The organism is Streptomyces sp. NPDC048171, from assembly GCF_043202655.1.
GTDB lineage: Bacteria > Actinomycetota > Actinomycetes > Streptomycetales > Streptomycetaceae > Streptomyces.
On record NZ_JBIDAU010000001.1, the window covers coordinates 594,156 to 615,114 of the forward strand.

The following is a 20,959-nucleotide window of genomic DNA, read 5'->3' on the forward strand; positions in this document are numbered from 1 at the left end:
ATTGTGCCAGCCCGGCCGTCCGTCAGAGGTCGTTCGCGTCGCCGGCCCCCCTCGTGGCCGGAATGTCGCACCCCGCCGGATCTCCGTCCCGCGGCACCGCGGCCGGCGTCCGCGCGCGTCTGCGGGCCAGCGGGGCGGCCAGAGCGGTCAGCAGGATGAAGGCGGCGATGGTGAGCAGCACGATCGTCGCGCCGGGCGGCACGTCCTGGTAGTACGAAGTCACCGTACCGCCGATCGTCACGGTGACGCCGAGCGCGACGGCGATCGCGAAGGTGGCGGCGAAGCTGCGGGTGAGCTGCTGTGCGGCGGCCACCGGCACCACCATCAGCGCCGACACCAGCAGCAGCCCGACGACGCGCATCGCGACCGTCACCGTCACCGCGGCCGTGACCGCCGTCAGCAGGTTCAGCGCGCGCACCGGCAGGCCGGTGACCCGGGCGAACTCCTCGTCCTGACTGACCGCGAACAGCTGCCGGCGCAGGCCCAGGGTGACCAGGACCACGAAGGCGGCCAGCAGGCAGATCGCGGTGACGTCGGACTCGGAGACCGTCGAGAGCGAGCCGAAGAGATAGGAGGTCAGGTTGGCGTTGGACCCGCCCGGCGCGAGGTTGATGAACATCACGCCGCCGGCCATACCGCCGTAGAAGAGCATCGCGAGGGCGATGTCGCCGCGGGTCTTGCCGTACCAGCGGATCAGCTCCATCAGGACCGCGCCGAGCACCGAGACCAGGGTCGCCATCCACACCGGGGACCAGGAGAGCAGGAAGCCGAGGCCGACGCCGGTCATCGCGACGTGGCCGATGCCGTCGCCCATCAGGGCCTGGCGGCGCTGGACCAGGTAGATGCCGATGGCGGGCGCGGTGACGCCGACCAGGACGGAGGCCAGCAGGGCCCGCTGCATGAAGGCGTAGTTCAGGATTTCCATCAGGACTTCTCAGCTCAGCAGGCCGGTGCGGGCAGGCTCGGCGTGGGCCGGCGCGTGCGGGTGTACGTGGTCGTGGCCGGGCAGCGCGTGCTGGCCGACCGCCTCGGGGGGTGGGCCGTCGTGCACGACGCAGCCGTCCCGCAGGACCACCGCCCGGTCGATCAGCGGCTCCAGGGGGCCCAGTTCGTGCAGGACGAGCAGGACGGTGGCACCGGCGGAGACCTGTGCCCGGAGCGTCTCGGCCAGGATCTCCTGACTGGCCAGGTCGACGCCGGCCATCGGCTCGTCCATGATCAGAAGCTCCGGGCCGGCGGCGAGCGCGCGGGCGATCAGCACCCGCTGGTGCTGGCCGCCGGAGAGCGCGTCCACGGAGTCCTTGGCCCGGTCGGCCATGCCGACCACCTCCAGGGCACCGCGCACGGCCTCGTGGTCGGCCTTGCGCAGGATGCCGAAGCGGGTACGGGAGAGGCGGCCGGAGGAGACCACCTCGGTCACCGTGGCGGGGACGCCGCCCGCGGCCGTGGTGCGCTGCGGGACGTACCCCACGCGTGCCCAGTCGCGGAATCGGCGCCGCGCGGTGCCGAACAGCTCGATCTGCCCGGCCGTGACCGGCACCTGTCCGATGACGGTGCGCACGGCCGTGGACTTGCCCGAGCCGTTGGCGCCGAGCAGGGCCACGACCTCACCGCGGCGCACGGTGAGGTCGATGCCGCGCAGGACGGGGCGGGAGCCGAGTTCGGCGCGGACGCCGCGCAGGGATATGACGGGCTCGTCGCTCACGGTGCCCTCCGTATCGGTCGGAATGGTCACTTGGCGCCGAGGGCGGTCTGGAGCGCCTTGAGGTTGGACTCCATGACCTCGACGTAGTCGTCGCCCTTGGACTTGTCCGTGATGCCCTCCAGCGGGTCCAGGACGCCGGTCTTCAGGCCCGCGTCCTTGGCGAGGGTCTTGGCGGTCTTGTCGGACACCAGGGTCTCGTAGAAGACGGTGGTGACGCCGTCGGCCTTGGCCTCCTTCTGGAGTTCCTTGATCCGCGCCGGGCTGGGCTCGCTCTCCGGATCGACGCCGCTGATGGCCTCCTGGGTCAGCCCGTAGCGCTCGGCGAGGTAGCCGAAGGCGGCGTGGTTGGTGAAGAAGACCTTGGTGTCGGTGTCGGCCAGGCCGTCCTTGTACGCGGTGTTCAGGCCGGCCAGCTTCTTGGCCAGGGCGTCGGCGTTCTTCCGGTAGTCGGCCGCGTTGTCCGGGTCGGCCTTCTCGAAGGCCTTGGCGACCCCCTCGGCGATCTCGCCGTACTTCACCGGGTCCAGCCAGACGTGCGGGTCGAGGGCGTGACCCTCCTCGGAGTGCTCCTCCTCGGAGTGCTCCTCGCCCCCGTGGTCGTGCTCGACGTTCCCGTGGTCCTCGAGCTTCGTCAGTTCGGCCGCGTCGATCTTGGTCTTGACGTCGGACTGGTCGATGGCCTTGTCCACCGCCGGCTGGAGCGAGGTCAGGTGGAGCGCGGCGTCCGCCTCACCCAGCTCCGCGGTCTGCCTGGCGCTCAGCTCCAGGTCGTGCGGCTCCTGGCCGGGCTCGGTGAGCGTGGTGACGTTCACGTGGTCCCCGCCGATCTGCTCGGCCAGGTACTGCAAGGGGTAGAACGACGCGACGACGTCGAACTTGTCGGTGTTGCCCGCGGCGGAGCTGTCGCTGGAGCAGGCGGAGAGGGTACCGAGGCCGAGTGCGGTGGCCGCGGTGACTGCTATGCCGGATATACGGCGTCGTCGAGCGTTCATGACACCCATTTTCAACGAATATGGAAACGGTTGTCAACAATGATGTTTCGGAGGCGGACGCGGACCCGATTTGGTTGAGGGGCAGTCCACGCCGGTAACCTGAAGCATTCTCTGGAAGCATCTCGCTTCGTCGCCCGTCGTCGTAATGAAGAGAGCACCGTGGCCGCCGACAAGATCGACACCATCGTCAGCCTGAGCAAGCGCCGTGGCTTCGTATTCCCCTGCAGTGAGATCTACGGCGGTCAGCGCGCCGCCTGGGACTACGGCCCGCTCGGTGTCGAGCTCAAGGAGAACCTCAAGCGCCAGTGGTGGCGCTACATGGTCACCTCGCGCGAGGACGTCGTCGGTCTCGACTCCTCCGTGATCCTGGCCCCCGAGGTCTGGGTGGCCTCCGGTCACGTCGCCACCTTCACGGACCCGCTGACCGAGTGCACCTCCTGCCACAAGCGGTTCCGCGCGGACCACCTGGAGGAGGCCTACGAGGAGAAGAAGGGCAAGGCTCCCGAGAACGGCCTGGCCGACCTCAACTGCCCCAACTGCGGCAACAAGGGCACCTTCACCGAGCCCAAGCAGTTCTCCGGTCTGCTCTCCACCCACCTCGGCCCGACCCAGGACAGCGGCTCCGTCGCCTACCTGCGGCCCGAGACCGCCCAGGGCATCTTCACCAACTTCGCCCAGGTGCAGACCACCTCGCGCCGCAAGCCGCCGTTCGGCATCGCCCAGATGGGCAAGTCCTTCCGCAACGAGATCACGCCCGGCAACTTCATCTTCCGGACCCGCGAGTTCGAGCAGATGGAGATGGAGTTCTTCGTCAAGCCGGGCGAGGACGAGAAGTGGCAGGAGTACTGGATGGAGCAGCGCTGGAACTGGTACACGGGCCTGGGTCTCCGCGAGGAGAACATGCGCTGGTACGAGCACCCGGCCGAGAAGCTCTCCCACTACTCCAAGCGCACCGCCGACATCGAGTACCGGTTCTCCTTCGGCGGCAGTGAGTGGGGCGAGCTGGAGGGTGTGGCCAACCGCACCGACTACGACCTCTCCTCGCACTCCAAGGCCTCCGGCCAGGACCTCTCCTACTTCGACCAGGAGGCCGGCGAGCGCTGGACGCCGTACGTCATCGAGCCGGCGGCCGGTGTCGGCCGGGCCATGCTGGCCTTCCTGCTCGACGCGTACATCGAGGACGAGGCGCCCAACGCCAAGGGCAAGCTGGAGAAGCGCACCGTGCTGCGGCTCGACCCGCGGCTGTCCCCGGTGAAGGTCGCCGTGCTGCCGCTGTCCCGCAACCCCGAGCTGTCGCCCAAGGCGAAGGGGCTCGCGCAGGCGCTGCGGCAGAACTGGAACATCGAGTTCGACGACGCGGGCGCGATTGGTCGCCGGTATCGGCGTCAGGACGAGATCGGGACGCCGTTCTGTGTGACGGTGGACTTCGACACGCTGGACGACAACGCGGTGACCGTGCGGGAGCGGGACACCATGAAGCAGGAGCGTGTGTCGCTGGACCAGATCGAGGGATACCTCGCTTCGAGGCTCGTCGGCTGCTGACCGCCGGACTGTGCCCACCCCCCACCCGACTCGGTCGGGAGGGGGGTGGGCGTTTCGGTTCCGGGGGCCTGGGGTCTCGGTTCGGGCTTCCCTGCTCGCCCTTCCCGGCTCAGCGGCCCTGCAGTGACTTCACGTTGTCGCCGAAGGTCCAGTTCTTCGAGCCGTCCCAGTTGAGGGACCACGTCATCAGGCCCTTGAGGGCGCCGTTGTAGTGGTTCCAGGCCTGGGACACCAGGGACGGGGACATGTGTCCGCCGCCCGCGCCGGGCTGTGCGGGCAGGCCCGGTACCTGCTTGTCGTAGGGCACCCGGATCGTCGTGCCCTGGATGACCAGGCCCTTGTCGAGGCAGTCGGTCTGCTTGGTGAAGCCCTGGACCGTGCCGGCCGAGTAGGAGTCGCCGGAGCAGCCGTACATGCTGCCGTTGTAGTACTGCATGTTCAGCCACCACAGGCGGCCGTTGTCCGCGTACTTCTTGACGATGGGGAGGTACGCGCCCCAGATGGAGCCGTAGGTCACGCTGCCGCCGGTGACGTAGGCGGTCTCCGGGGCCATGGTGAGGCCGAAGTTCGAGGGCATGCGGGCGAGCACGCCGTCGATGATGCGGATCAGGTTGGCCTGGGACGTGGAGAGTTGGCCGATGCTGCCGCTGCCGGTCAGGCCGGTCTCGATGTCGATGTCGATGCCGTCGAAGTTGTACTTCTTCAGGATCGGCACGATCGTGTCGACGAAACGGTCGGCGACGGCGGTGGAGTTGAGGTCGATGCCGGCCGTCGCGCCGCCGATGGAGAGCAGGATCGTCTGCCCGGACGCCTTGGCCGCGCACATCTCCGCGGGCGTCGCCACCTTCACGCCCGTGTCCATGCCGTCCTCCCACAGGGCCGTTCCGTCGGAGCGGATCACCGGGAAGGCGGCGTTGAGCACGTTGTAGCCGTGGGCGCCGATGCGCGAGTCGGTGATGGGCGTCCAGCCGAAGGGCGGGTGCACGCCGTTGGCGGCGCCGTCCCAGTTCTCCCAGTAGCCCTGGAGGACCTTGCCGACGGGCTTGGACTTCACCGCGCAGGTGTCGGCCGCGGGGGCGGCGGTGGGGGTGGGCGCGGGTGCGGCGGACGCGGTGGTGGCCCCCAGCGGGGCCAGGACGGCGGCCGCCAGCGCGGCGGCCAGTAGACGGATCCTGCGGCGGACCTTGGGGCGGATCATGCCGGGCCTCCCGGTGGGGGGTGCGGTGAGGTGTGGGGCTGTCGTAGGCATGACAGTGGTGTGGTCCAGACCTTTCGTCAAGAGGTCTGGACCAAATGATCCGTCGGTGGCGCGGTGACGCCGTCGGGGTGACGCCCGAGGTGCGGGAACGCGGAGTTGTGCGGAAGGTGATGTTCCCAGGGTTTCCCACCGCACGGACAGGGCGAGGACGAAGAGTCATGGCTGAGCAGAAGTCGGCGCAGACACTCCCGCGGCCGTTGCACGCGGCCGCTTCCGCGGTACAGAAGGTGCCGGGTGCCACGACGGTCGGTAAGGCCGCCGAGGGCGCGCTGGAACGGATCGGCGCGGTGTCGCCGCGCGGCCGGCGCGTGATCGTGTACACGGGTGCGGGGGTGCTGGGCGTCGCCGGACTGGTGGAGTGGCCGGTGGCGCTCACCGGAGCGGCGGTGGCCTGGCTGACGCAGTCACGGCGGCGGAACGGGAACGGGGTCGCCGGGCGGGGCACTGGTGGTACCGGTGCCACTGAGGCCGCCCGGAAGAGCGCCGCCGCCAGGAAGAGCACCGCCAAGACCGCGGCGGCGAACTCGACCGCCTCTAAGTCGGCCGCCTCGAAGTCGGCCGCCTCGAAGTCGGCCGCGGCGAAGAAGGCGGCGGCGAAGAAGACCACCGCGAAGAAGGCCACGGCCCAGTCGGCGGCCACGAAGTCCGCCGCGGCGAAGAAGGCGACCGCGGCGACGAAGAAGTCGGCCGCGGCGACGAAGGCGACCGCCAAGAAGGCCACGGCCAAGAAGGCCACGGCGAAGAAGACGGCCGCCGGCAAGACGACCGCCAAGAAGACCGCCGCCAGGAAGGCCCCCGCGAAGAAGACCGCGTCACCCGCGCGGAGCAGGAGCCGCTCGGGAAAGAAGACGTCGTCCAGCCGTCCCCCCGCCTCGGGCTCGGCCGGCGGCCGCAGGACGGCCGCCTCGCGCACCTCCAGGACGAGCTGAGCCACGGCCATGGTCGGCGCACTTCTGACGCGGTCCCAGGACGCCGTCACCGGATTGGTACTGGCCGGCCCCCGGCTGCTCGCCCGCTCCACCGCACCCGCCGTCGGCGCCGCCGCCGGCGCGGTCGCGGGCACCGCGCGGGCCGGTGTGCGAGGCGCCGACTTCGCCGCCCGCGCGGCCCGGGTCGCCCGGTCCGCGCTGCCCGGCGGCACCCGGGACTGGCGGGCCGGACCCCGGGCCCACCTCGCCCTCGCCCCGGCAGAGTCCGACGAGGTGCGCCTGGCGGGCGGCACGGAACGCGTCGCGCGAAGGGTGGCCGCGGAGGTGGCCGAACACCCGGACGTGCTGGTCGCCTACTGGGACACGGGCCTCGCCAGACTGGTGGTGACCGCGACCGAGGAGGGGCTGAGCGACTCGGTCGTGGACCGCGTCACCGAAGTCGCCGAGCGGCACGGACTCACCCGGACGGACGGACGGGACCGGGAGGACATCGGCGACCAGGTGGACGAACTGGCCCACCCCGGCGACCCGGCCTCGGTGCGCGTCGCCGCGACCGCCCTCGGCGCCGACCTCCTCGGCATCGCCGCCGCCGTGACCGGCGCGCGCCTGCGGCTGCCGCCCTCGCCGCGCCTGATCACCGCCGTTGCGACACTGCTGCGCGAGAACCCGGCCTTCCGCGCCTGGCTGCGCGAGCGGATGGGCGACCACCGCATGGACGTGGCGCTGGCCGCCGCCAACGCCGCCGTGCACGGCGCCGGGCAGAGCCCCACCTCGCTGGTCCTCGACGGAGCCCTGCGCGCCTGCCAGTTGACGGAGGCGGTGGCCCGGACGGCGGCCTTCGAGGTGGTGCACGACCAGCTCTGCGCCCCCGGCCGCGGCAGCCTGCCCGCCGACCTCACCCTGCGCCCGGCGCCGCGCACCTCCCCGGCCCAGGACTACGCCGCCCACGCCTCGGCCGGCAGCGTCGCGGGCGCCGCGGCGACGCTGCTGGTCAAGCACGACGTGGCCGAGGCGGCCGAGGCCGTGCTGGCCGGCTCGCCCAAGGCCGCGCGGTACGGTCCCGCCGCCTTCCGCGCCGTACTGAGCGCGGCCCTTTCCCGTACCGGTGTGCTGGTGCGCGACCCGGGACGGCTGCGGCAGCTGGAGATGGCCCGCACGGTCGTGCTGCACCCGAGCGCGCTGAGGCTGCCGGACGACGGCGCCGACCCGTGGACCGAGGACGTGCTGGACGCGGCCCGGCGGGCCGGCCTGCGCGTGGTGATGGTCCAGGACCCGGCGCTGGCCGACTTCACCGGCCTCGCGGACCAGGTCGTCGACGCGCGGCGCCCGCTCGCCGACGTCGTGGCCGAACTGCGCCCCGAGGGCGGCGTCGTCACGGTCGTACGCCCGCGGCCCGAGGACGACGACTCGGTGCTGGCCGGGCTGCTCGCCGGGGACGTGGCGGTCGCCCTGGCCGACGCGGACTCCCCGGTGGCGTGGGGCGCGGACGTGATCGCTCCGCAGGGGCTCGCCGACGTGTGGCGGCTGCTGCGGGCGGTGCCCGCGGCCCGTGCCATCGGGCGGCGCTCGCAGACGCTGGCCCGGTCCGGCGCCGCGCTGTCCGGGCTGCTGGTGGCGGTCGGCGAGGCGCGCGGCCGGCGCCGGGGCAGGCCGAGCTTCATCGCGCTGTCCGGGCTGCGGCACGCGCCGGTCGACGCGAGCGCGGCGGCGGCCCTGCTGTCCGGGACGCGTGCGGCGGTCGGCGTGGCGATGGCCCGCGCCCCGCATCCCCGGGCCCGGGTGGCGTGGCACGCGCTGGACCTGGACGCCGTACGGGACCGTCTGGAACGGGAGGGCGAGCCCGCCGCGACCGTCGTCGAGCAGGCCGCGGCCCGGCTGCGCGCGGTCGCCGACCGGGCGGGCCGGGTGCCGGTGCTGGTCCCGGCGTTCTGGTCGTGGGAGCTGGCCCGGGCGGTCCGCGGGGAGCTGGACGATCCGCTCACCCCGGTGCTCGCGGTCGGCTCGGCGGCCTCCGCGATCCTCGGGTCGGTCGTGGACGCCCTGCTGGTGGTCGGGGCGCTCGACCTGAACGCACTGGTCGGCGGGTTCCAGCGGCTTCGCGCCGAGCGGGCGCTGTCCGGGCTGCTGGCCGAGCAGACGCAGAAGGCCCGGGTCACCGATGAGCCCGAACGGGAGGGCGGGCTGCCACGCATCATGGACGCGTCCCGGCTGCACCCGGGGTACGTGATCGAACTGAAGACGGACGACGTCGTCCCGGCCGACGCCCGGCTGCTGTGGGAGGACGGTCTGGAGGTGGACGAGTCCGCGCTGACCGGTGAGTCGCTGCCGGTGGGCAAGAGCGTGGACCCGGCGCCCAGGGCCCCGGTGGCCGAGCGGTACTGCATGGTCTTCGAGGGCACGACCGTGGTGGCCGGCCGTGCCCGCGCCGTCGTCGTGGACATCGGCGACCACACCGAGGCGGCGCGGGCGGTGGCGCTCGCCGCCCGGACGCCCGCCGCGGCCGGGGTGCAGGCCAGGCTCCAGGAACTGACCCGCAAGGCGCTGCCGCTCACCCTGGCGGGCGGGGCCGCGGTCACCGGTCTGTCGCTGCTGCGCGGGGCGCCGGTCCGGCAGGCCGTCGCCGGCGGGGTGTCGGTCGCGGTGGCCGCCGTCCCCGAGGGGCTGCCGCTGGTGGCGACGGTGGCGCAGCTCGCGGCGGCCCGGCGGCTGAGCCGTCGCGGGGTCCTCGTGCGCACCCCGCGCACGCTGGAGGCGCTGGGCCGGATGGACACCATCTGCTTCGACAAGACCGGCACGCTCACCGAGAACAGGCTGCGGCTGACGCGCGTCGCGGGCGCCGACGGCACGGTCCGCAGGGTGGGCGACCCGGAGGCGGCCGACGCCGTACGGACCGCCGCGCGCGCCGTCCCCCGGCTGAACGGCGACGGGGCGCGGCCCACCCACGCCACCGACGAGGCGGTCCTGGACGCGGCGGGTGACGACCCGGGGTGGACGCAGGTGGAGGGTCTGCCCTTCGAGACCTCGCGCGGTTACGCCGCCGCCGTCGGACGGGACCGGGCCGGCGGCCCCGAGACGCTGGTGGTCAAGGGCGCCCCGGAGACGGTGCTGCCGGCCTGCGCCGACCTGCCGTCGCACGCCCTGGAGGTGGCGCAGGCCCTGGCCCGCGACGGACTGCGCATCATCGCGGTGGCCTCCCGCCCCCTGCGCCGGGGCGAGAAGGCGGCCGACGTTCTCGAACAGCAGCCGGCGAAACTGGAGTTCACGGGGCTGCTGGCGCTGGCCGACGTACCCCGCGAGACGTCCCCGGCGCTGGTGCGCGGGCTGCGCGAGGCGGGCGTACGGCCCGTGGTGCTGACCGGCGACCACCCGCAGACCGCCCACGCCATCGCCGTCGACCTGGGCTGGCCCGAGGACGCGGTCGTGGTCACCGGCGACGAACTCGCCGCCGCCGACCGTACGGCGCGCTCCCGGATGCTGCGCGACGCGGACGTCGTGGCCCGGGTGGCGCCGGAGCAGAAGCTCCAGGTCGTCGAGTCGCTGCGGGACGCCGGGCGGGTCGTCGGCATGGTCGGCGACGGCGCCAACGACGCCGCCGCCATCCGCGCCGCCGACATCGGCGTCGGCATCAGCGCCCGCGGCTCGGCCGCCGCCCGCAACGCCGCCGACCTGGTGGTGACCGGCGACGACCTGCTGGTGCTGGTGGAGGCGGTCCGCGAGGGCCGGGCGCTGTGGCACAGCGTCGCCGACGCCATCGCGATCCTGATCGGCGGCAACGCGGGCGAGGTCGGCTTCGGCATCCTCGGCACGGTGCTGAGCGGCTCCTCGCCGCTGTCGACCCGGCAGATGCTGCTGGTGAACCTCTTCACCGACCTGTTCCCGGCGATGGCGGTCGCGGTGACGCGCACGGGAGATCCCGAGCAGGAGGCCGCCGACGCGGGTGCGCCGCTGGGTACGGCGGTGCTGGGCGAGCCCCTGCTGCGGCAGATCCGGCACCGGGCCCTGACCACGGCGCTCGGGGCGACCGCGGCCTGGCTCTTCGGCCGCTTCACGCCGGGCACGGACCGCCGCTCCACGACGATGGCCCTGTGCGCCGTGGTCGGCACCCAGCTCGCCCAGACCCTCGCCGACCGCCGCGACAGCCGCCTGGTCCAGGTCACGTCCCTGGGTTCGGCGGCCGCGCTGGTCGCCCTCGTCCAGACCCCGGGCGTGAGCCGCCTCTTCGGCTGCACGCCGCTGGGCCCGGTGGCGTGGACGGGCGTGGCGGCGGCGATCGTCCTGGCCCTGGCGGGCCAGCGGGCGCTGCCGGAGGTGGAGGAGGCGGTCCTCAAGTACTGGCCGATGCTGGCGGAGCGGTTGCCGATTCCGCTGCGCTGAGGCCGGGGGTGTGTGCGGAGGGGGTAGGGGAGGGGCGGGTACGTCGCCGTCTGCGGGTGGGTGGGGGCTGGTCGCGCAGTTCCCCGCGCCCCTTCGGGGCGTGAGGAGGGCCGGGGACGAGGGGGTGCTGTGTCTCTCGCTCGGGTACGGGCGTGCGGGCCGGGCGCGCGGTTCTCCGCGCCCCTGTGGAGCGCGTCAGGCCTCCGCCCGCGCCGCCTCCTGTGCCTCCGGTGACCTGAGTCGCTCGGCGGTTCGTTCCGCCGTGTGGCGGGCCCAGCGGCCGGTGGTGGCGGCGCCCAGGACGAGGACCGCGAGGCCGCAGGCGGCCAGGATCCACCAGCCGGGGCGGGAGGCCGAGACGAAGGTGTCCCGGTACGAGGAGGCGCCCACCCCCGTCGCCAGCACCGCGCCGACCACCGCCACGCCCAGCGTCTGGCCCAGCTGGCGGCTGGTGGAGGCGACGGCGGCGGCCACCCCGGCCTGGGCGCGGGGCATGCCGGAGACCGCCGTGTTGGTGATGGGCGCGTTGACGAAGCCGAAGCCGATGCCGAACAGGACGTAGCCGGCGAAGAGGGTGACGTCGGAGGTCTCGGCCTCGAAGGCGGCGAACAGCGCCCCGCTCACGGTCAGCGCGCCGCCCGCGATCAGCAGCGGCAGCCGCGGCCCCCGGCTGCCGACCAGCCGCCCGGACAGCGGGGCGCACAGGAAGGTCGGGACGGCCATCGGCAGCATCCACAACCCGGCCTCCAGGGCGCTCAGTCCCCGCACGTTCTGGAGGTACAGCGTGGACAGGAACAGGAAGCCGCCCAGCGCCGCGAACGCGCTGATCGCTATGACGGTGGCGCCGCTGAACGGAGCCGACCGGAAGAAGCGCAGCTCGATCAGCGGCTCGGCGCGACGCGGCTCGTGCACGAGCAGGCCGGCCAGCGCGGCCAGCGCCAGCGCCGCGAACGGCAGCACCGCCGTGAACCCGGCGTTCGGCGCCTCGATGATCGCGTACGTCAGGGAGCCGAACAGCACGATCACCAGCAGCTGGCCCAGCGGGTCGGGCCGGCGGGCCCTGGGCGCCCGGGACTCGGGGATGAAGCGCAGGGTGAGCAGCAGCGCGGCGAGGCCCACCGGGAGGTTGACCCAGAAGATCGAACGCCAGCCGACCGACTCCACCAGCACCCCGCCCACCAGCGGCCCGGCGGCCATGGAGATGCCGACCACCGCGCCCCACACCCCGATCGCGCGGGCCCGCTCCCGCGGGTCGGTGAAGGTGTTGGTGATGATCGACATGGCGACCGGGTTGAGCATCGAACCGCCCACCGCCTGGATCATCCGGAAGACGACCAGAGAGGACAGGTCGGGCGCCAGGGAGCACAGCAGCGAGCCGAGGGTGAAGACCACAAGCCCGGTCATGAAGACCCGCTTGCGGCCGATCCGGTCCGCGGTGGAGCCGGCCAGCATCAGCAGCGCGGCCAGCACGAGCGTGTACGCGTCGACCGCCCACTGGAGCCCCGACGTGCTCGCGCCGAAGTCGCGCTGCATGGAGGGCAGGGCCACGTTGAGGATGGTGTTGTCGATGCTCACGATCAGCAGGCTCATGCAGCAGATGGCGAGCACGAGCATGCGTCGGCGGTGGGTGAGCTCCGGCATGACCGCCATCGTACGCCCGTTTCGATAGTGCGGCTAACTAATGACCAATACATGATCCCCGGTCCGAGGCCCCGCCGAGCACTGCCCGGCGTACGTGACAATGGAGGAATGTCCACGCTCACCACGCCCGCCCCCGGCACCACCGCCGCACCCCTGCGGATCGGCCCGCACACCGTCGCACCGCCCGTGGTGCTCGCACCGATGGCCGGGATCACGAACGCGCCGTTCCGCACGCTGTGCCGTGAGTTCAGCGGCGGCAAGGGCCTGTTCGTGAGCGAGATGATCACGACCCGGGCGCTGGTCGAGCGCAACGAGAAGACCATGCAGCTCATCCACTTCGACGCGACCGAGAAGCCGCGCTCGATCCAGCTGTACGGCGTGGACCCGGTGACCGTCGGCAGGGCCGTCCGCATGATCGCGGAGGAGGGTCTCGCCGACCACATCGACCTGAACTTCGGCTGCCCCGTGCCCAAGGTGACCCGCAAGGGCGGCGGCTCGGCCCTCCCGTACAAGCGGAACCTGCTGCGCGCCATCGTCCGCGAGGCCGTCACCGGCGCCGGCGACCTGCCCGTCACCATGAAGATGCGCAAGGGCATCGACGACGACCACCTCACCTTCCTCGACGCCGGCCGCATCGCCGTCGAGGAGGGCGTGACCGCCATCGCCCTGCACGGCCGCACCACCGCCCAGCACTACGGCGGCACCGCCGACTGGGACGCCATCGCCCGGCTCAAAGAGCACGTCCCGGAGATCCCGGTGCTCGGCAACGGCGACATCTGGTCCGCCGAGGACGCGCTGCGCATGGTCCGCGAGACCGGCTGCGACGGCGTCGTCGTCGGGCGCGGCTGTCTCGGGCGGCCGTGGCTCTTCGCCGACCTGGTCGCCGCCTTCGAGGGCCGCACCGACTCCTTCGCCCGGCCCGCCCTGCGCGAGGTCGCCGACGTCATGGTCCGGCACGCCACGCTGCTGGGGGAGTGGATCGGCGACGAGGCGCGCGGCGTCATCGACTTCCGCAAGCACGTCGCCTGGTACCTCAAGGGCTTCGCGGTCGGCTCCGAGATGCGCAAGCGCCTCGCGATCACCTCCTCCCTGGAGGCGCTGCGCGCGGGCCTCGACGAACTCGACCTGGACCAGCCCTGGCCCACCGGCGCCGACGGCCCGCGCGGCCGCACCTCCGGCAACAACCGGGTGGTCCTGCCGGACGGCTGGCTGAAGGACCCGTACGACTGCGCCGGCGTCGGCGAGGACGCGGAGCTGGACACCTCCGGCGGCTGATCAGCCCGTGGTCGGGTGCGGGGTGGAGCCGTACGCCGTCAGGAAGCGGTCGCGGAACGAACTCATCCGCCACACCGGCGCGTCCTCGGCGGGCTTCAGCCCCTCCGTCCAGTTCCAGTCGTCGATGGCGTCGAGCACCTTCGGGTCCTTGGCGACGACCGACACCGGCACGTCCCGGCTCGCCTTGTCCCCGCTGACCCGGGCGAGCGGCTGGTGGTCGCCGAGGAAGACGAGGACCGTGTCGTCGGTGCCGTAGCGCTCCAGCCACTGGGTGAGGCTGGTCACCGAGTACTCGATCGACTTGCCGTACTCCTCCTTGGAGCGGGTGGAGTCGGCGATGATGTCCGACGCCTCGACTCCGGACGCCTCGATGCCGTCGTAGACCGATCCGTCGCCGACCTCGTCCCAGTCCACCATCCTGGGCAGCGGCGCCCACGGCTGGTGGCTGGAGGTCAGGACGACCTCCGCCATCAGCGGCCGGTCCCGCTCCCTGCCGTGCTCCAGACGCTGGAACGCCTCCAGCGCGTACTGGTCCGGCATGGTGGACCAGCTGAACTTCGGCCCGCGGTAGCCCACGTCGAAGGCGTCGTAGACCTTGTCGAGGCCGAACCACTCCGACTCCGGCCACGCCTTCTGCACGCCCGGCATCACACCGACCGTGTCCCAGTCGCCGGTCTTCTGGAACGCCTTGGTGAGGGTGAGGTGGTCGCCCGCGCTGACGGTGCGGTACCGCTGCTGGTTGTCCACCCACAGGCCCGACATGAACGTGGAGTGGCCGAGCCAGCTGCTGCCGCCGTACGTCGCCGACGTCAGCCAGCCGCTCTTCGCCCTGAAGCCCGCCTCGGCGAGCGCCTTCGTGCCCTCGTCCAGGGTCCGGTCGACGCCGGGCGCCATCACCGGGTCCTCGATGGCGCTGCGGCCGTAGCTCTCGATGAACGTGAAGATCATGTCCTTGCCGCGCAGGTCGGGCACCAGCTGCGCGCCGGGCGTGGCCCCGAACCGGTCCGCCTTCGCCTCCTTCGCGAACGCCGCCTCGTCGCGCAGCGTGTCCACCACCCGGTGGGCCTGCGCCTCCAGCGCCCCGGAGGCGCTCCGGGTGGCGACCGGCACGCCGAAGGTCTGCACACCCAGCGCCACACAGGTCATCCACACGGTGGCCGCCATCAGCGCGCCCCGGGCCGCCCGCTCCCGGTGCGCGGCGAGCAGTTCCCCGAGCCGGACCGCCGCCAGGGCCATCACCACCAGCAGCAGCAGGACGAGCAGCACCGCGCCCACGGCCGCCCAGGCCGCCGCCGCGCCGCCCATCGAGTCCGCCACGTACGACTGGGCGTCGTCCAGCAGCCCCCAGTCGAGGACCACGTTGAAGCCCCGCCCCAGGTACTCGGTGAAGCCCATGTCGAGCAGGTTCAGCACGGTCAGCACGCCCAGGCCGACACCGAAGAGCGCCGCCGCCACCAGCCGTGCGGCGCGCGGCAGGCAGAGCAGCAGCACCGCCGCGATGACCGCCTCCGCCGGAATCCGCGCGAACCGGCTGGGCTCCAGCGCGACGAAGGTGTTCGGCAGCAGCAGGGCCCCGAGCACCAGCACGGCGGCGACGACGGTCGTCGTCCGGCGCAGGACGAGCGCGGCACGGGGGTGACGGGTGCGCCAGGCCCGCCAGTGGGCGAGGCGGGACGTGCGGGCGGCCGGCCCGGGCTCGGCGGCGGGCTGCGCGCCGGGGGCGGCTTCGGTGCCGGTGTCGGCCCCGGTGGCGGCTTCGGTGCCGTCGGTGGCTTCGATGGCCTCCCCGGGGTCGTCGGGCTCGACCACGTCGGGCTCGCGCGGTTCGTCCGGCTCGTGCGACTCGGTGAGCTCGTGTGCCTCGTCGTCCTCGTGCGGCTCATCGGCCGGGGTCGGTGGCTGACGAAAGCGCGTGAAGACGGGCACCCGGAGGTCCTTCCGTACGAATCCCGGTGGACGGCGGGCCCGGCGAGGGGGCCGGACCCGCCGCAGTGACGTACGTCCGCGGCGGGCGGTCCGTTCACCCGTCCGCATGGTGAAAAACCGCGGCCTGTGGCAGCGTGATTCTCGCCACCTCTGATAGCGGTGGCGCTCAGATGAGCGGATCTTGGGCGACTCCACTTCTCCAAGGTGTGGCACTCAGTGCCACCTCTTGATCGTTCATCGATCGAACTCAGACGTGAAGATTGCCGCTCATGTGAGCGTAACGCAGGGCCCTGGAGGGTTCATTCGTTCAAGAAGTGAAAACACAAGCGGTCGGTCGCTTGCCAAGCCTTGACTTTCGATCCGCTGGCGGACGGGTGGTTACAGGCGTATGACGCACAAGTGGACGTACCCAGGGGCCTTTGATCTGGGTAGATTCCTCGCCGTCAGGGCAGCCACCGCGTCCTCGAGGAGTCGAGACCCGTGTCGGAAAACAAAGAACCTCAGGTAACGAACGCGACGAAGTTCGTTTACGACTTCACCGAGGGCAACAAGGACCTCAAGGACCTCCTCGGTGGCAAGGGCGCGAACCTCGCCGAGATGACCAACCTGGGCCTTCCGGTCCCTCCCGGCTTCACGATCACCACCGAGGCCTGCAAGACCTACCTCGACAGCGGCGAGGAGCCGGCGGCACTGCGTGACGAGGTGAGTGCGCACCTCGACGCCCTCGAAGTGAAGATGGGCAAGAAGCTCGGCCAGGCGGACGACCCGCTCCTCGTGTCGGTCCGCTCCGGAGCCAAGTTCTCCATGCCCGGCATGATGGACACGGTCCTCAACATCGGCCTCTCCGACAAGTCGGTGCAGGGCCTGGCCAAGCAGGCCGGCGACGACCGCTTCGCCTGGGACTCCTACCGCCGCCTGATCCAGATGTTCGGCAAGACCGTCCTCGGCGTCGACGGCGACCTCTTCGAGGAGGCGCTGGAGGCGGCCAAGGCGGCCAAGAAGGTCGCGGTCGACACCGAGCTGGAGGCCGCCGACCTCAAGAAGCTCGTCACCAAGTTCAAGAAGATCGTCAAGACCGAGGCGGGCCGGGACTTCCCGCAGGACCCGCGCGAGCAGATGGACCTCGCCATCAAGGCCGTCTTCGACTCCTGGAACGGCGAGCGCGCCAAGCTCTACCGCCGCCAGGAGCGCATCCCGCACGACCTCGGCACCGCGGTCAACGTCTGCTCCATGGTCTTCGGCAACCTCGGCCCCGACTCCGGCACCGGAGTCGCCTTCACCCGCGACCCCGCCTCCGGCCACCAGGGCGTCTACGGCGACTACCTCCAGAACGCGCAGGGCGAGGACGTCGTCGCGGGCATCCGCAACACCGTCGCCCTCGCCGAGCTCGAGTCGATCGACAAGAAGTCGTACGACGAGCTGATGCGGATCATGGAGACGCTGGAGAACCACTACCTGGACCTCTGCGACATCGAGTTCACCATCGAGCGCGGCCAGCTGTGGATGCTCCAGACCCGCGTCGGCAAGCGCACGGCGGGCGCCGCCTTCCGCATCGCCACCCAGCTCGTCGACCAGGGCCTGATCGACGAGGCCGAGGCCCTCCAGCGCGTCAACGGCGCCCAGCTCGCGCAGCTGATGTTCCCGCGCTTCGACGAGGACGCCAAGGTCGAGAAGGTCGGCCGGGGCATCGCCGCCTCGCCGGGCGCGGCGGTCGGCAAGGCGGTCTTCGACTCGTACACCGCCGTCAAGTGGTCCCGGTCGGGCGAGAAGGTCATCCTGGTGCGCCGCGAGACCAACCCCGACGACCTGGACGGCATGATCGCCGCCGAGGGCATCCTGACCTCGCGCGGCGGCAAGACCTCCCACGCGGCCGTGGTCGCGCGCGGCATGGGCAAGACCTGCGTCTGCGGCGCCGAGGAGCTGGAGGTCGACACCAAGCGCCGCCGGATGACCGTGCCCGGCGGGCACGTCGTCGAGGAGGGCGACGTCATCTCCATCGACGGCTCCTCCGGCAAGGTCTACCTGGGCGAGGTCCCGGTCGTGCCCTCCCCGGTCGTGGAGTACTTCGAGGGCCGTATGCACGCGGGCGCCGAGGACGCCGACGAACTGGTCGAGGCCGTGCACCGGATCATGGCCTTCGCCGACCGCAAGCGCCGGCTGCGGGTGCGGGCCAACGCCGACAACGCCGAGGACGCGCTGCGGGCCCGCCGCTTCGGCGCCCAGGGCATCGGCCTGTGCCGCACCGAGCACATGTTCCTCGGTGACCGGCGCGAGCTGGTGGAGCGGCTCATCCTGGCCGACACGGAGGCCGTGCGCGAGGAGTCCCTGAAGGAGCTGCTGCCGCTCCAGAAGCAGGACTTCGTCCAGCTCTTCGAGTCGATGGACGGACTCCCGGTCACCGTCCGCCTCCTGGACCCGCCGCTGCACGAGTTCCTGCCCGACATCACCGAGCTGTCGGTCCGCGTGGCGCTGGCCGAGTCCCGGCAGGAGCCGCACGAGAACGAACTGCGCCTCCTCCAGGCCGTGCACCGCCTGCACGAGCAGAACCCGATGCTCGGTCTGCGCGGCGTCCGCCTCGGCCTGGTCATCCCCGGCCTGTTCACCATGCAGGTCCGGGCTATCGCCGAGGCCGCGGCCGAGCGCAAGGCGGCCAAGGGCGACCCGCGCGCCGAGATCATGATCCCGCTGGTCGGCACCGTCCAGGAGCTGGAGATCGTCCGCGACGAGGCCGACCAGGTCATCGCCGAGGTCGAGGCGGCGACCGGCGCGAAGCTCAAGCTGTCCATCGGCACGATGATCGAGCTGCCGCGCGCCGCGCTGACCGCCGGTCAGATCGCCGAGGCCGCCCAGTTCTTCTCCTTCGGCACCAACGACCTGACCCAGACCGTGTGGGGCTTCAGCCGCGACGACGTCGAGGCCAGCTTCTTCACGGCCTACCTGGAGAAGGGCATCTTCGGCGTCTCCCCGTTCGAGACCATCGACAAGGACGGCGTCGGCTCCCTGGTCGCCGCCGCCGCGAAGGCCGGCCGCGCCACCCGCCCCGACCTGAAGCTCGGCGTCTGCGGCGAGCACGGCGGCGACCCGGAGTCGGTCCACTTCTTCCACGAGGTGGGTCTGGACTACGTCTCCTGCTCCCCGTTCCGGATCCCGGTCGCCCGCCTGGAGGCCGGCCGCGCGGCGTCGCGCTCGAAGGGCAGCGACCACCGCTGACCGCTCCGCCGGGAGGCCGGTGCGTCGCTGCGGGACCGCTGTGGCTGGTCGCGCAGTTCCCCGCGCCCCTTCGGGGCACGGGCCCACCGCATCGGCCTGCACGGCCCGAAGACCCCGGAGCCGCCGTCTGTCACCCGACCACCCTCACCGATCGGCGGCGGCTCCGGTCCACGCGAGGAGGCGGCACCCTGTGCGGAGGGTGCCGCCTCTTGGCGTTCACTCGCTGTTTGTGACGCGTTCCATGGTGTGAATCCCTGTGAGTTGAGCAGCAGCAAGCTGTCAGCGAAGTTTGAGATCCCCGGCAGCGGACAGCGGCCCACACCGGAACGGTGGTTGGATGACCTCGACGGATCACAGGGAACCGGCCGGCACGACCGCCACGCGAGGCGGTGGGGGCGATACCGCCTCCGGCGTACCGGGGCCCCGGACCGCCGCCGGGGCGAGAGTGCCCGAGGCCGGTCCCCCCGTCCGCAGGGACCGGCTCGCCGCGCTGGACGGACTGCGGTTCCTGGCCGCACTGGCCGTGGTCTTCTTCCACTTCGTCGGCCAGGCGCCCTCCACGATGCAGACCATCTGGGGCCGCCCCGTCGAGGACGTGTTCCCGGTGGCGCACGGCTACTTCGCCTTCGGCCGGCTCGGGGTCGAGCTGTTCTTCCTGATCAGCGGGTTCGTCATCTGCATGAGCGCGTGGGGCCGCACCCCGCGTGACTTCTTCATCTCCCGCGTCACCCGGCTGTACCCGATGTACTGGGCGGCCGTCGCGATCACCGCGTGCGTGATCTTCTTCGCCGACAACCCGTTCGGGCACCCGTCACCGCGCGTGCTCTTCGCCAACCTGACGATGCTCCAGACCCCGCTCGGGGTGGAGCACCTCGACTCGGTCTATTGGACGCTCTGGCCGGAGATGTGCTTCTACCTCACCTTCGCGGTCGTGGTGTGGAAGGGCCTGACCTACCAGCGCGTGGTGATCTACTGCGGGCTCTGGACGGTCGCCGCCGTGCTGGCGCCCAGTGCCGACATCCGGTTGCTGACGCTGCTGGTCAACCCGCCCTCCGCGCCGTACTTCATCGCCGGCATGGCCTTCTACCTCATGTACCGCTACCGGCCGACGCCGTTGCTCTGGGGCATCGTCGCCATGTCGTGGCTGGTGGCGCTGCACTACCTGCTGACACCCGACGGGGGTCGCCTGAACTGGGACTCCTGGTCGCCGTGGCGCGGCTGGCTGGTCCTGGTCATCACGGTCTTCTTCCTGCTGATCGCCGCCGTCGCGCTCGGCTGGACCCGGTGGATCCGCTGGCGCGGGCTGACCGTCGCGGGCACGCTGACCTTCCCGCTCTACCTGCTGCACGACGCCATCGGCGTGAACATCCTGCACCGCTTCGGCGACCGGGCCGACCCGTGGGTCGTGGTCGCGGTCACCGTCGTCGCCCTGGTGGCGCTGTCGTACGTCGTGCAGCGGTTCGTGGAGCGCCCGGTGGCCCGGGCTGCGCGGCGCTGGCTGAGCAGCGCCGCCTTCAGTCTGAAGACGCCGGAGCCCCGCCGCTGAACGGGCGGGGGCTCCGGCTCCGGTACGCGGGTCAGGCGGCGCCGTTGCCGCGCCGCTTGCCGACGGCCAGCAGCAGTCCGCCGCCGGCCAGCACGACGATCGCGCCGCCCGCCGCGATGTAGGGCGTGCTGTCGTCGCCGCCGGTCTCGGCCAGGTCGGTGCCCTGCTGCCCTGCGGCCTGGTCGCCGCCGGAGTCCTTGCCGCTGCCGGTGCCCGCGTTGTCGTCGGTCGCCTTCTCACCCGAGTCGCCGGAGTCAGCCGAGTCGTCGGCGGGCTCGAAGCCGGCGGGCGGCCGGTCGCAGCCGACGCCGTCCTTGTCGCGGTCGAGGTGCTCGCCGTAGTGCCGGTCGCCCTTCTTGATGTTGGAGTACCCGTTGTCGTACGCCTCGGTGCAGTTCTTGAACGGGTGGCTGCCGTCGTGCGCCTGGGCGGCGGCCGGCAGGGCGGCCAGGGCCAGCGCGGCGACGGCCACGGCGGCGGGCTTGCGGAGCAGGTTCATCGAGAGTCCCGGGATGGTGTGTGACGCGTGTGCGGATGAGGATTGGTGTGGATGAGCGGATA

Annotated in this window: 13 protein-coding genes; 6 read left to right on the forward strand and 7 right to left on the reverse strand. The window is 72.1% G+C overall.

Annotated features, from left to right (window positions below; translation table 11 throughout):
* Positions 1–22: 22 nt before the first annotated feature.
* From ACGF3J_RS02665 to ACGF3J_RS02675, 3 genes are read right to left on the reverse strand one after another with little or no spacing between them, the layout of a single operon-like run.
* Positions 23–925 carry a metal ABC transporter permease gene (locus ACGF3J_RS02665; protein WP_161329505.1) on the reverse strand — a complete coding sequence of 301 codons (903 nt, stop codon included), beginning with the start codon at positions 923–925 and terminating at the stop codon, positions 23–25.
* Between the two features lie 9 nt (positions 926–934).
* Positions 935–1,705 carry a metal ABC transporter ATP-binding protein gene (locus ACGF3J_RS02670; RefSeq protein WP_161329506.1) on the reverse strand — a complete coding sequence of 257 codons (771 nt, stop codon included), beginning with the start codon at positions 1,703–1,705 and terminating at the stop codon, positions 935–937.
* Positions 1,706–1,731: 26 nt separating this feature from the next.
* Entirely contained in the window at positions 1,732–2,697 is a 966-nt protein-coding gene (locus ACGF3J_RS02675) for a zinc ABC transporter substrate-binding protein (RefSeq protein ID WP_161329507.1), read from the reverse strand.
* Positions 2,698–2,856: 159 nt separating this feature from the next.
* Here ACGF3J_RS02675 and ACGF3J_RS02680 point away from each other — a divergent pair, with 159 nt between their 5' ends.
* Positions 2,857–4,239, forward strand: a complete 1,383-nt coding sequence (locus ACGF3J_RS02680) for a glycine--tRNA ligase (protein WP_122620202.1) — start codon at positions 2,857–2,859, stop codon at positions 4,237–4,239.
* A gap of 109 nt (positions 4,240–4,348) precedes the next feature.
* On the opposite strand, the gene ACGF3J_RS02685 is transcribed toward ACGF3J_RS02680, so the two are convergent.
* Entirely contained in the window at positions 4,349–5,437 is a 1,089-nt protein-coding gene (locus ACGF3J_RS02685; protein WP_161329508.1) for a chitinase, read from the reverse strand.
* Between the two features lie 218 nt (positions 5,438–5,655).
* Here ACGF3J_RS02685 and ACGF3J_RS02690 point away from each other — a divergent pair, with 218 nt between their 5' ends.
* Positions 5,656–6,426 (forward strand): histone H1-like repetitive region-containing protein, encoded by a 771-nt coding sequence (locus ACGF3J_RS02690; RefSeq protein WP_346346145.1) that lies wholly within the window; start codon positions 5,656–5,658, stop codon positions 6,424–6,426.
* Positions 6,427–6,435: 9 nt separating this feature from the next.
* Positions 6,436–10,800 (forward strand): HAD-IC family P-type ATPase, encoded by a 4,365-nt coding sequence (locus ACGF3J_RS02695; RefSeq protein WP_393853418.1) that lies wholly within the window; start codon positions 6,436–6,438, stop codon positions 10,798–10,800.
* 195 nt (positions 10,801–10,995) lie between these two features.
* Here ACGF3J_RS02695 and ACGF3J_RS02700 read toward each other — a convergent pair whose 3' ends face one another.
* Entirely contained in the window at positions 10,996–12,441 is a 1,446-nt protein-coding gene (locus ACGF3J_RS02700) for an MFS transporter (RefSeq protein WP_161327182.1), read from the reverse strand.
* A gap of 108 nt (positions 12,442–12,549) precedes the next feature.
* Between ACGF3J_RS02700 and dusB the strand changes: the two genes are divergently transcribed.
* Positions 12,550–13,716, forward strand: coding sequence for a tRNA dihydrouridine synthase DusB (dusB, locus tag ACGF3J_RS02705; protein ID WP_161327183.1), 1,167 nt, complete (start codon positions 12,550–12,552; stop codon positions 13,714–13,716).
* On the opposite strand, the gene ACGF3J_RS02710 is transcribed toward dusB, so the two are convergent.
* Positions 13,717–15,642 carry a CDP-alcohol phosphatidyltransferase gene (locus ACGF3J_RS02710; protein WP_393853419.1) on the reverse strand — a complete coding sequence of 642 codons (1,926 nt, stop codon included), beginning with the start codon at positions 15,640–15,642 and terminating at the stop codon, positions 13,717–13,719.
* Positions 15,643–16,122: 480 nt separating this feature from the next.
* On the opposite strand from ACGF3J_RS02710, the gene ppdK reads away from it, so the two are divergent.
* Together ppdK and ACGF3J_RS02720 are read left to right on the forward strand one after the other, a co-directional pair.
* Positions 16,123–18,852 carry a pyruvate, phosphate dikinase gene (gene ppdK / locus ACGF3J_RS02715; RefSeq protein WP_161327184.1) on the forward strand — a complete coding sequence of 910 codons (2,730 nt, stop codon included), beginning with the start codon at positions 16,123–16,125 and terminating at the stop codon, positions 18,850–18,852.
* A gap of 337 nt (positions 18,853–19,189) precedes the next feature.
* On the forward strand, positions 19,190–20,398 hold the full coding sequence (locus ACGF3J_RS02720; protein ID WP_161327185.1) for an acyltransferase: 1,209 nt from the start codon (positions 19,190–19,192) through the stop codon (positions 20,396–20,398).
* Positions 20,399–20,429: 31 nt separating this feature from the next.
* On the opposite strand, the gene ACGF3J_RS02725 is transcribed toward ACGF3J_RS02720, so the two are convergent.
* On the reverse strand, positions 20,430–20,897 hold the full coding sequence (locus ACGF3J_RS02725) for an excalibur calcium-binding domain-containing protein (RefSeq protein ID WP_161327186.1): 468 nt from the start codon (positions 20,895–20,897) through the stop codon (positions 20,430–20,432).
* Positions 20,898–20,959: the final 62 nt, after the last annotated feature.